General features: G+C 43.6%; 6 protein-coding genes, 1 pseudogene and 1 riboswitch. Of the genes and pseudogenes, 1 reads left to right on the top strand and 6 read right to left on the bottom strand.

Annotation, left to right across the window (positions count from 1 at the left end; genetic code table 11):
* Positions 1 to 23: 23 nt before the first annotated feature.
* Positions 24 to 99: riboswitch (cyclic di-GMP riboswitch) on the bottom strand.
* Positions 100 to 108: 9 nt separating this feature from the next.
* The 5 genes and pseudogenes from OQJ75_RS13720 to emrD all read right to left on the bottom strand — a co-directional run.
* Positions 109 to 1,449, bottom strand: coding sequence for an HlyD family type I secretion periplasmic adaptor subunit (locus tag OQJ75_RS13720; RefSeq protein WP_265973338.1), 1,341 nt, complete (start codon positions 1,447 to 1,449; stop codon positions 109 to 111).
* Positions 1,442 to 3,127, bottom strand: coding sequence for a type I secretion system permease/ATPase (locus OQJ75_RS13715; RefSeq protein WP_265973339.1), 1,686 nt, complete (start codon positions 3,125 to 3,127; stop codon positions 1,442 to 1,444). The genes OQJ75_RS13720 and OQJ75_RS13715 overlap by 8 nt, the downstream gene beginning before the upstream one ends.
* 156 nt (positions 3,128 to 3,283) lie before the next feature.
* Positions 3,284 to 4,090 carry an exodeoxyribonuclease III gene (gene xthA / locus OQJ75_RS13710; RefSeq protein WP_265973340.1) on the bottom strand — a complete coding sequence of 269 codons (807 nt, stop codon included), beginning with the start codon at positions 4,088 to 4,090 and terminating at the stop codon, positions 3,284 to 3,286.
* 169 nt (positions 4,091 to 4,259) lie between these two features.
* Positions 4,260 to 6,350 carry a S9 family peptidase gene (locus OQJ75_RS13705; protein WP_265973623.1) on the bottom strand — a complete coding sequence of 697 codons (2,091 nt, stop codon included), beginning with the start codon at positions 6,348 to 6,350 and terminating at the stop codon, positions 4,260 to 4,262.
* Positions 6,351 to 6,685: 335 nt separating this feature from the next.
* Positions 6,686 to 7,930: pseudogene (gene emrD / locus OQJ75_RS13700) on the bottom strand (multidrug efflux MFS transporter EmrD); the annotation flags it as partial.
* Positions 7,931 to 8,384: 454 nt separating this feature from the next.
* Here emrD and OQJ75_RS13695 point away from each other — a divergent pair.
* On the top strand, positions 8,385 to 10,502 hold the full coding sequence (locus OQJ75_RS13695) for a methyl-accepting chemotaxis protein (RefSeq protein ID WP_265973341.1): 2,118 nt from the start codon (positions 8,385 to 8,387) through the stop codon (positions 10,500 to 10,502).
* A gap of 142 nt (positions 10,503 to 10,644) precedes the next feature.
* Here the strand turns inward: OQJ75_RS13695 and OQJ75_RS13690 are convergent, their stop codons facing one another.
* Positions 10,645 to 11,778, bottom strand: coding sequence for a cupin domain-containing protein (locus tag OQJ75_RS13690; protein WP_265973343.1), 1,134 nt, complete (start codon positions 11,776 to 11,778; stop codon positions 10,645 to 10,647).
* Between the last annotated feature and the right edge of the window lie 75 nt (positions 11,779 to 11,853).

Below are 11,853 nucleotides of genomic sequence, written 5' to 3'. Positions count from 1 at the left end.
TCCTCATATATCATTCGATACATAGAGGCAGCTCAGCCATCTCCTTAGAGACCTGTCGCTTTCCGTCCCTACTTCACAGTAGGTTTGGCTTTGTCTTCTTGTACTTGGTTAAATTTCTCTCATCGCTTTATAGGCACTAACAGATAGTGGGTTGAGTAGGTACTCAAGAGGTGTTTGCTGCTCTAATAAGATCATCACCTCGGCGGGCATGCCTGGGTACAATGAGATACTTTCTAATGCTTCTAGCTCAGACTTATCTAACGATACTCTGGCTAGGTAAGCAGAAGATCCTGTGGCTTGATCGCTAATGCGGTCAGCCGAAATATGGACTAATTTTCCACGAATCGGTGGCGTTTTACGGAAGCTGTATGCGGTAAGCCTTACTTGGGTATCTAAGCCAATTCTCAAGGCTTCGATGTCTTCTGGTTTCACTAATGCTTCAACAATTAGCTCATCATCTTGAGGAACCAATTCCATTAAGGTTTCACCCGGTGGAACAATGGCATTTTCAGACACAATATTAAGTCCAACCACCACACCACTCTGAGGTGCTCTAATTTCAACTCGGGTGAGTATATCTTGAGCGTTGACCATAGCTTCTCTGGTTTCATTCAGCTTTCGTTCTAAGTCTTGAATCTCTTCGCCGAGCGTTTTAGCGTAAGTATAATCCGCGTTGATAAGCTCTAATTTTGCTTCTGCAATGGTACGTTTTGCGTGTCCAATCCTAGCTTTGAGGTCTGCAACATCACCTTGTAATTGAGATCGTTCTCGCTGTAAATCCAGTAAGCGAGATTTAGATGTGTTGCCGGAAACAAGCAAGTCTTGGTGCATTTGTACCTGTTCTTCTAAATACTTTAGGCTTCGATTTCCGGCAAAGAATCGTTGTTGGAAACCTTGTAGATCCAGTTTTGATTGCTCCACTTTTTGCTGTAACACATCGGATTCACCAGATTTTAACGATTGTCTTTTGCTGAAAAGCTTACTCTGCGTATCAAGTAAGCTTGATACGTTTGGGTCACTCATAAGGGAGAGTAATCTCATATCAAATTGAATCTCTTGATGGCTCGCTAACTCTGATTGTAAGCGGTTCAGCCGCGCTAAATCACTTTGCCACTGGGCTCTTAGCCTTAGAAGCGATGCTTGAGCTTGTGTGTGACTTAACGTGATGAGCAGTTCGCCTTTTTGAACATGATCGCCGTCAGAAACATGGACGATTTCTACAATCCCGCCTTCTAAATGTTGAATGGGTTTTCGCTTTGATTCTACGATAATCACACCAGGTGCGATGGCGGCAGAAGAAAGCGGGGCTAAGTATGCCCAAGCAGCAAAGCCACCAAGAGTGGTCACAAGAACTAACCAGATAAACACCTGTATTTTGAAGGTAGAAAAGTTCAGTTTTCTACCATCGTCGAAGTGAATACCTTTATCGTCATGATGAATACTAGCCATTCGACACCTCCGGAGAGGCGACATTGAAGAGCGAACGGACTACTTTACTCGCTTCACCTGCTTGTGTTATTTGGCCGTTTTTCAATTCAACAACCCAATCGACATGTCTGAGTAAGCTTGGGTTATGCGTTACCATCACGACAGAAATGGATTTCTCTTTCGCCAATTGTAATAGCGAAACAAGAAACTCTTCGCCTTCTTTGTCGAGATGTGAATCGGGCTCATCAAGCACGAGTAACCTAGGTGAGAAAACCAATGCTCTTGCGATGGCTAGCTTCTGTGCTTGTCCACCAGATAACTGATGACCAAAAGAACCGATAATCGTTTCATATCCATTCGGTAAGGCGACAACTGCGTCATGCACACCGGCTTGAATAGCGGATCTGACTATTTGGCTATCTGTAACGTTGGAATCAAATCTAGCGATATTTTGTTTGACAGTGCCATGTAAAAAGTCGATGTGCTGAGGGACATAACCGACGGTGTGTTTGAACTGATTCTGATTCCATAACTCGACATTGAGTCCATCGATAGAAATACCACCTTTTGAGGGGGATATGCCGTTAGTGATCATTTTGCAGATGGAAGACTTGCCTGACCCGCTAGGGCCTATCAATGCAACTCGATTTCCAGATTCCAGTCTTAGCTTCAAACCATTAAGAGTCGGCTTGTTAAGGTTTTCAGAGGCGAACCATGTGACGTTGTCGATGACCAAATCACCTTTAATGACTTCTAACTCGGTTCGCTCGTTGTGTTTAGTATGAGACGCAAATTCCTTAGCTAAGCGTTTGTTTGCATCTAACCCAGTTTTCCATGCTTGAATACCACTAGAGAGCATCTCAATTGGCTGAAGTGCTCTCGCCATTAAGATCGATCCTGCAATCATGCCACCTGCAGACATAGCATTTTGAATAACAAGACTCGCTCCGACAGCCATGATGATGAGTTGAAGGACCATACGTATGTAACGAGAAAATGCACTCAGTGAACAGGTGGCTTGATCTAAATGGCTTCGAGACCAACTCTTTTCCGCCAAAATTTCTTGGTAGGTTTGACTTAGACCTTGTTGCTGATGTTGGCTAAAGATCGTGGCGTGTTTTTGAAAGCACTCGTCGTTTTTTCTTTGTGTTGCGAGCTGGCTTAAGTACGTGGTTTTAAAGTGTTTAGATTTAACCCAATGAGAAAGCAATGTTGTCATGAGAATAAAAACAACGGCACCCACACCGACTAATCCTATATATGGATGAATCGCAAACATAATGATAAGAAACAGGGGAGTGAATGGCAGATCAAACATGACAAAGTAGGCTGGAGAAGAGAGCAGGCTCTTTACCTCGCTGATATCATTGAACAGATGCTTTTCTTTTGATTTCGATGAGAAGGAGGTTTGTTCAAATAGCTGCTGAGACGCGATAAATTCAAATTTGATCGCTTTCTTTTGTGCATACTTGGCTCTAGATGCGTCAAGGAACGCTTGGGCTGTCAGTAGGAACACAGCAATGAAAGCCAAGAATAGAAGCGTATCTAAACTTTGACTTGAGAGGACTCGATCAAACACTTGAAGGCTGAATAAGGGAACGACTAACATCAATACGCTGATCGCTCCGCTGACCACCATCATCGGAAGTAAACTACGCAGATTAATTGGATTTATACCGGCCCAAGGCTTTGCGTCCATACAAAACTCTCTCCATTGGTTGTCCAAATAGTATAGATGGGCAGTGGCGAGAATGTGAACTATCTCAAGATTTTTGAGTGGATTTGAGCTAAGTAAAAAAAATGCACAAGCTAAACAAAAGCTTGTGCATTTTTGATTTGAAATTTAATTTGGATTTTATTTAAACGTTGACCAAATCGGAGCGTGATCTGACGGTTTTTCAATGCCGCGTAGCTCATAGTCGATGCCAGCTTCAGTACACTTATCAGAAAGTTTCTGAGTCGCAAGTACCACATCAATGCGTAGGCCGCGGTTGTCCACGAAGCCTTTTGAGCGGTAATCAAACCACGAGTATTGATCGTTCACTTCAGGGTGCAGCAAGCGGAAGCTGTCTACAAAGCCCCAGTCCATCAATGTTTTCAACCATTCGCGCTCTTCTGGTTGGAAAGAGCATTTACCTGTTTTTAACCAACGTTTCGCATTAGGTTCACCAATGCCGATGTCTGCGTCGATAGGGCTGATATTAATGTCGCCCATCACAATGACTTGTTCGTCTTTGTTGTGGTAGTCATTTAGGTAAGTCATCAAGTCTTTGTAGAACTGGCGTTTGTACGGGTATTTGGTCTCGTGCTTGATGTTGTCCCCTTGAGGGAAGTAGCCATTTAGCACGGTAACCTTTTCACCGTTTTCATCTTCAAACGTAGCCATGATCATACGCTTTTGATGGTCTTCATTGTCAGTAGGAAACCCCTTCTGTACAGATATAGGTTCTTGCTTACACAGCATAGCCACACCGTAGTGCGCTTTTTGGCCATGGAAGTAAACCTTGTAGCCCATTGCTTCAACATCAGCAATTGGGAAGGCTTCGTCGTGTACTTTTATCTCTTGCAGACCAATCACGTCGGGTTGGTGTTTGTCGATAATAGCTTGCAGTTGGTGAAGGCGGGCTCTAAGGCCGTTGATGTTGAAGCTAATTACTTTCATTTGTTTTTATACCTCTCGTAAACCTTTGTCACTGCTTGTCTTTAAAGGTTTTTGATTTGGTGGATTTCATGGTTCATCGTATTTAACCATGCTTAATAATTTATGTCGCCACTTTGTAGAGACAAAGTGGCGACATTAAATGATGTGAATACTTACAGTTACGCAGAATCTATTGAGTCTTTAGTAAATCTAAAAAGAAAGCGTATTCAAGTGCGTATTCTTTCAATCGCTTAAATCGACCAGAAGCGCCACCGTGACCGGCTTCCATATCGGTTTTGAATAGCAACACGTTGTTGTCTGTTTTCATCTCACGCAACTTCGCGACCCATTTCATTGGCTCAAAGTACTGTACTTGTGAGTCATGCAGGCCTGTCGTTACCAACATATTCGGGTAGTTTTGCACTTTTATATTGTCGTATGGTGAGTAACCCAACATGTAATCGTAGTAGGTTTTATCGTTTGGGTTGCCCCATTCATCATACTCGTTGGTGGTTAGCGGAATCGATTCATCAAGCATGGTTGTCACAATGTCTACAAACGGAACATGTGCACCAATACCACGGTACAGTTCTGGTGCTTGGTTGATGATTGCTCCCATCAATAGACCGCCAGCAGAACCACCAACAGCGAACACTTTATCTTTTGCGCCGTAGCCTTCTTCAATAAGCCCTTTGGTTACATCAATAAAGTCGTTGAACGTGTTTTGTTTGGTCAGTTTTTTGCCATCTTCATACCAAGGGCGACCAAGCATTTCTGAACCGCGGATATGTGCGATTGCATAAACAAAACCTCTATCCAGTAGGCTTAGGCGAGTTGAGCTGAAGGTCGGTTCAATAGTAGATCCGTAAGATCCGTAACCATATTGGTAGATTGGATTAGTGCCGTCTTTCTTGAACAAGTCTTTGCGATAAACCAAAGAGACAGGTACTTGCTTACCATCGCGAGCCGTAACCATGATTCGCTCTGATTGATAGTTATCTGCTTCGAAATCACCTAATACGGGTGTTTGCTTCTTGATTTCAGACTCACCCGTACTTAGGTCGAAATCATAATAAGTACCTGGTGTGGTTAAGCTGCTGTAATAGATACGAACTTTTGAGTTATCTAATTCATAGTTATTCGTTAGGTAAGCGGCAAATGCGGTGTCGTTGAATTCAAGTGGGAACTCGTTGCCTGTTGAGAGTTGGCGAACTTTCACTGTCGATAAGCCACCCGCACGTTGCTCGTAAACAAGATGGTCATCAAACAACTCGAAATCAACAAGCTGAGTATTATCGTCTGCTGGGATGACATCGACCCATTTTGAGCGGTCATGCATGTCTTCGGTTGTGACTTTCATTAAACGGAAGTTGACCGCTTGGTAGTTGGTGTAGATGTAATACCAATCACCCAGTTTAGCGATGCTGTACTCTATGCCGGTCTCTTTTGGGTAGAAAGCCTCAGCTGTAGCCTTTGGGTTGTTGGCATCTATGACTGAAACACCGCTGGTTTCTGTGCTCGAGTGCCAAATGTAGACCTGTTCACCATCTTTGCTTTTACTCAAAGAGGTGTAGTAAGCGCTATCGGTTTCTTCGTAGATTAACTCATCGCTTGCCTGATCTGTGCCTAAAACGTGGCGGTAAACTTGATAACCCAGCAATGTTTGTGGATCTTTTTTTATGTAATAGAAGGCTTGGTTGTCGTTTTGCCACGCGATCGCACTCGAAGCACCTTCAATTTCATCTTTTAGGTATTCACCAGTGGTGAGGTCTTTAATCTTGATGGTGTAAATGCGGCGGCTAAGCGTATCTTCGCCATAGGCCAACAAGTTTTCGTCTGGGCTTATTGTTAGGCCACCAATACTGAAGAATTCATGGCCTTTTGCTAGTTCATTAACGTCTAGGATGACTTGCTTGTCTGTGCCTAAAAAGTCTTTTTCACGCAAGTGAACTGGGTATTCGTTGTCACCAGTGACTTTATTTGAGTAGTAGTAACTGCCTTTGCGAACTGGTACCGAATTGTCGTCTTTCGCGATTCGGCCTTTGATCTCTTCAAACAACTGTTTTTGTGTTGATTCTGTATGTTTGAGCACGGTATCTGCGTACTGGTTCTCTTGTTCAAGATGCTGCAAGATCTCTGGATCTTGGCGTTCATCATCGCGCATCCAGTAGTAATTATCGATTCGGGTATCACCATGAATCGTCATTGTATGAGGGACTTTCTTAGCAACAGGAGCTTGTTTTTGCTGAGCGACGAGTTGCGATGGAGAGTAGTGGTTCATGGTTGTAATTCCTTGATTACTGCATCCGGCTGCAAGCGCGACCGATACGGCTAATGTGGTTAAAGCGATACGCATCTATATATCCTTAGTGTGCACCTTACTCGTTTTAATGCCAGCATCCTTATTAGGTACTTTGGTGTTCGTCCAGTGATTGTTATTTATAATTGGATTCTGGATATGCACTTTCATCGTAAGTGTCTGTTATTGTTTTCAAAAAATCAAAGCAATGTTAAATGAAATTACTGATACATGAGAGTGGAAGAAATGTACAACAAAAAAGGGACACACTTTTCAGCATGTCCCTTTCCTTTGTTTGGTCGGATTCGAGTTTTACGTTAAATAGCCAATGGCATTTCGTTTGAGTGGTCAGGCTTACGATTAACCCAACGTAAACCCAGCATAGCGATGAACGACATTGCAATCATCAGGCAACCGAGTGGCAGTTGGTCTTGAGCGGGGAAGAACGATGCCAATAGTGTTGCGATGCCAGCACCTAGGTTTTGCATGCCACCTAAGATCGCGCCTCCAGTACCAGCGTGGTATGGGAGTGGCGAAAGTGCCCCTGTTGTTGCTGCTGGGAATAAGATACCTGCGCCCAAGAAGTAAATCGTTGCGCCGCCAATCAAGGTTAATGCTGTTGTTTGACCAAATAAACCCGGTATTAACACCACTGTTGAGCCTACCAAGATAGCAACAAGACCAACATTCAGTGCGCGGCGCTCACTGCGACGTTGTGCGATGTAACTAGATAAGCCAGCACCCACTAAATAACCTGGAATGGGCAAGACAAACAACAAGCTTACTGTCGTTGCAGGTAAGCCAAGTACGCCGCCAAGCAACACACCTGCCGCTGCTTCAAATACGGCTACACCCGCAAAGGTTGCGACTAATACTAATAAGTAACCTTGGAAGCGTTTGTCAGACAGAACGAATTTATAGCTGTTTACAACCGATTCGTTTTTGCGTCGCTCTTTCGGTAGTGTTTCCATCATGCTCGTCATCATAGTGATCACAACGGCGATACCAAACAACGCAAGGAATAAGTAGCTAGAACGCCAGCCGAAAGCTTCGGTTAGGTAACCACCCAATACAGGAGCCATCAATGGTGAGAAAATCACGCACATGCTAATCAAGCTGTTTGCACGGTGCAGTTCTGCGCCTTCAAAACAATCGCGAGTCAATGTACGAGACATCGCACCGCCACAACCGATGCCCAAACCTTGGATAAAGCTACCCGTTAAGAACCATTCATATTCGTGAGCGAACAATGCCACCAGAGTGCCCATGATGTAGATGATCAAACCAATAACGATGATCGGTTTACGACCTAAGCGATCAGAAAGTGGGCCGTAGATAAATTGCGACAGACCATAAGGGATCAAGTAACACGCCATCACCGCTTGCAATGAAGAGGCCGAAACTAAGAACTCACCCGCCATATGACCGATAGAAGGCACGTACATCGTTTGGGTCATTTGACCTACGGCAGTCAGAATAGCGATTAAAAAGGTAAGTTTCGCTAATGAAAATGAGGCGGACATTTGCGTATCTCTCCAAAAATTAAAGACGTAAAAAGCCTTAGCGCTCCATTGAGGAGAGCCAAATAAATAAAGGTATTCAGGGAATCTAGGCGCGAGATATTAGAGCTTGATTGTGGGCTTAGCAATCAAAAAGTGTGAAGTTAATCAAGATAAAAATCTATAGTTTGAATTATAAAAACTAATCCGAAATCGCTACATTTTAAAGAGGGAGAGGTGGACTTCCTTTAAATATCGATGTTTTGGTTATGCTCAAAGCGTTAGAATCAAAGCAACATAGCCAATGATTATATGAGTACATTATTTGAAATCACAAAAACAGGAAGAAAATACGCTCTATTAACATTTGTATAAACTTTCGTTTTATATGTAAGTAATTTGTGCTGTAATTATCCGCTAAGCTATTCGTCTAACTTATTTACATTTTGTACAGCAATTCGTTGTCGATGTGATAGTTATGGTTATGGAAGTCTTTTGGCTTAAATAAGGATATTAAATGCGCTCTCTATCGGTACAGTGGAAAATAACCCTCTTAGCAGGTTGTTGTCTAATCATCACGTCACTGTCTCTTATTGGTTTCTCGATCTACAATGCGACGAGTAATCAACAAGTTATCAAATCTCAAAGTTCAGAATCGGTTATCAATAAGACCGAGCAACTATTAGCGTCAGTTTCTCAGCTCAATGCACAGGAAACCCAGCGTTATGTCGACGAAGCCATCTATCGCGCCGAGATGCTCGCGTCTAGTGCTCAGTTTCTTAAGAACAATGCAGACGAAAACTTTACGCCAAGTGAAGAGTTACGTACGGCATTAGATGAAATGGTGCGTCGTTCAGTTTTAAATTTCGATTCAATTCAAGGGGCATATTTAGTTTTCCAGCCTGATTTACTTGATGGTGAAGATGCTAATTATGTCGATGCTGACTATGTTGGATCCAATGAAAAAGGCCGTTTTGCACCTTATTGGAAAGTAGCAGACAACGGTGAGAATGTTCTCTCGAACGTAATTTCAGAAGCTATCCTGAATGATGACAGCAATAGCGAACGTTTTTACTGTCCTTTGTCTTCAGGGCAAACGTGTATTAGTACGCCGAGAATCGTGAACAGTGGTGGTACCGCACTTCTGACTTCTTCAATATCAGTCCCTATTTTGGTTGACGACGTTGCTATTGGTTTTCTTGGTATTGATTTAAGACTCGATGGTTTAACGAGTGTGGTCACGCAATCTGACCAAAGCTTATTTGATGGAGCTGGCGCGGTTTATGTCGTTAGCCTAGATGGCTCGGTTATCGCTTCGGATGATTCAAGTATTGCAGTCGGTTCGACCTTCCAAAGTGACAACACTAACAGCGATTTGATGACCGACTTTATATTTGGCGGCGAAGTGACAACGCAATGGAGCGAAAACGGTGAGTGGTTACTTGCCTTTGCGCCTGTTGTTGCGGCTAACCAAACTTGGGGTGTGTTGTTTGAGATCCCAAGAGAGAGCGTTGTCGCCGATGCCAACAAATTGGATGCCATCATTAGCACTAAGTTAAGTGAAGGTATAAAGACGGAAGTGATTGCAGGTACTGTGTTTATTTTGTTCGGTTTAGCCATTATCGCATTTGCTTCACTTTCAATTGTTAAGCCTATTCGACAAGTAGTCGAGCGACTGAACGATATTGCTTCTGGTGAAGGTGACTTGACGCAGCGTTTAGAGGTTAAATCTCAAGACGAAATTGGCCAGTTATCTAAAGGGTTCAACTTATTCTTAGACAAGCTACAACACACGATCAAAGAAGTCATTCACACCACTGAGCAAGTGGCGAGTACGACGAGCCAGGCTAAAGCGTCCGCATCAAGCACTCGAGAAAGCAGTGAATCTCAATTTAAAGAAGTCGATCTTGTGGCAACAGCGGCAGAAGAGATGACTCAAACCTCAGGTTTAGTAGTACAAAATGCAGAAGTGGCCGTTGATGCCGCGTGCGAAGCGAATCGTTCAGCTCAACAAGGGCAGCAAGTTATCGAACTTTCAGCCGGTGAAATGAGAAAGTTGGTGGAGCGTATGTCGAGTGCTGTACCTATCGTTGAAGAATTGGCAAAAAATAACGGTAATATCACCGAGATCTTAAGTGTTATTGAAGGGATCTCTGAGCAAACTAACTTGCTAGCCTTGAATGCTGCTATTGAGGCGGCTCGTGCTGGCGAACAAGGTCGAGGCTTTGCTGTTGTTGCGGATGAGGTAAGAAACCTCGCAAGTCGCACACAGTCATCGGTTGGTGAGATCAGAGCGGTGATCGACAAGGTTCATGCTGGAACACAAGATGTTGTCGAAGCGATACAAGAAGGCAACATACTTGCAAATGACACAGCACTACACGTTCAGAAAGCGGTTGAAGATCTAGGTTCGATCTTTACTTCTATTGAGGCGATCAGTGATATGAACAGTCAGATCGTTCGAGCCGCTGAAGAGCAGCAATCCGTTTCCGGTGAGGTGAATCAAAGTGTGGTTAACATTCGTGATTTAAGCGCGAAGATTCTGGAGCAAGCAGCGGCGTCTGAGCAAGTGGGAAGTGAAATTGACCAACTGTCTCAACAGCAACAGAAATTGGTTAATCAGTTCAAGGTTTAGTTGTTCACGGTATAGGTGTTCAAGGTTTAGCAATTTAAGCTTAGTTAACGGTTGAATAGGAAAAGGGACAAATGAAGATTTCATTTGTCCCTTTTTTAATTGTTTCTTTAGAAGCTAGTCAATAACCAGCGGTTGACGCTGCTTACTCTTCGATAAACCAGTAGCCTTTGTTGACCAATTCAGTCACGACAGTTACGCCCGAAGGAGATAGGGCAGTAGCCGAGGTAATCATGGTCTCATCGCAAAGTATGTTGAGTAACGAAGAATCCGCTTCATCAACCTTAACCACTTCGCCATTGATGTAAGCCGTGTTGCTTTCATTTTCGTGGTAGAGCGCTTTTAAGCCTGATACTCGGTGAATCTCACCTTCAGACTCTAAGTGTTGAGCGATCTCTTCTGCTGCCCATAATGGCTCAGGAGCAACGATATCAAGCTGGTGGCGTGATTGGCTTAGCAGACAACCCATGAATTCACTGATGGTTTCAGGTTGCTCTAGTGCAGATTTCAACATGTCAGTGAGATTACTTAAATCTGACGAACGAATCTTGCCGTAGCCTTCTTGCGTTTTGAATTCTGGATCATGCAGGTGTACGTCACCCATATCATGAGCAAGCACAAAGTCGGCAAAGTTGCTGATCAGCTCTTGTTCTTTAGGGGAGCGGTAGCCAATAGAATAGCTCATTGACGGCTCTAACGTATTCCCTTCATGTGGGAAGCCCGGTGGGATATAAAGGATATCGCCCGGCTCTAAAGTTTCATCAATGATCGGGTCAAAACCTTCAATTTGACGAAGTGCAGAAGCTTGAACTGTCTCTTTGTATTGGCCAACATCTTTCGCGCCAACCTTCCATTGACGTTTACCTTGACCTTGAATGATAAAGACATCGTATTGATCAATATGAGGGCCAACACCGCCTTCTGGTGCTGAGTAGCAGATCATCAGATCGTCGAATAACCAGTTTGGTAACGCTTGGAACGCCTCAGTCAGCTGATTTGCGCCTTGGTGCCAGTGGTTCGCTGCTTGAACGATTAACTGCCAATGAGTTTCAGTCAACTCGCCAAATTTTTCTTCAGAGAATGGACCGTGTTCTGCAGTCCACTGATTGTCGAGGTTAGAGACAAAGCGAGAATCCACTTCTTCTTCCATCGATAAACCAGCAAGTTCTTCCGGCGAAATTGGGTCGACGAAGTTTTGGAAGCCACCTTTCAAGATGGTTGGTTTTTTATGCCAGTAGTTTTCAAGAAACTCGGGCATAGAAAAGCTAAGTTGGTACATGTGAATCCTGTATGTTTTTATGCTAGATGCTAGATGCTAGATGCTAGATGCTAGATGCTAGATGCTAGATGCTAG

The organism is Vibrio sp. 14G-20 (assembly GCF_026241515.1).
GTDB lineage: Bacteria > Pseudomonadota > Gammaproteobacteria > Enterobacterales > Vibrionaceae > Vibrio.
This window is presented reverse-complemented; position numbering and strand designations above follow the sequence as displayed.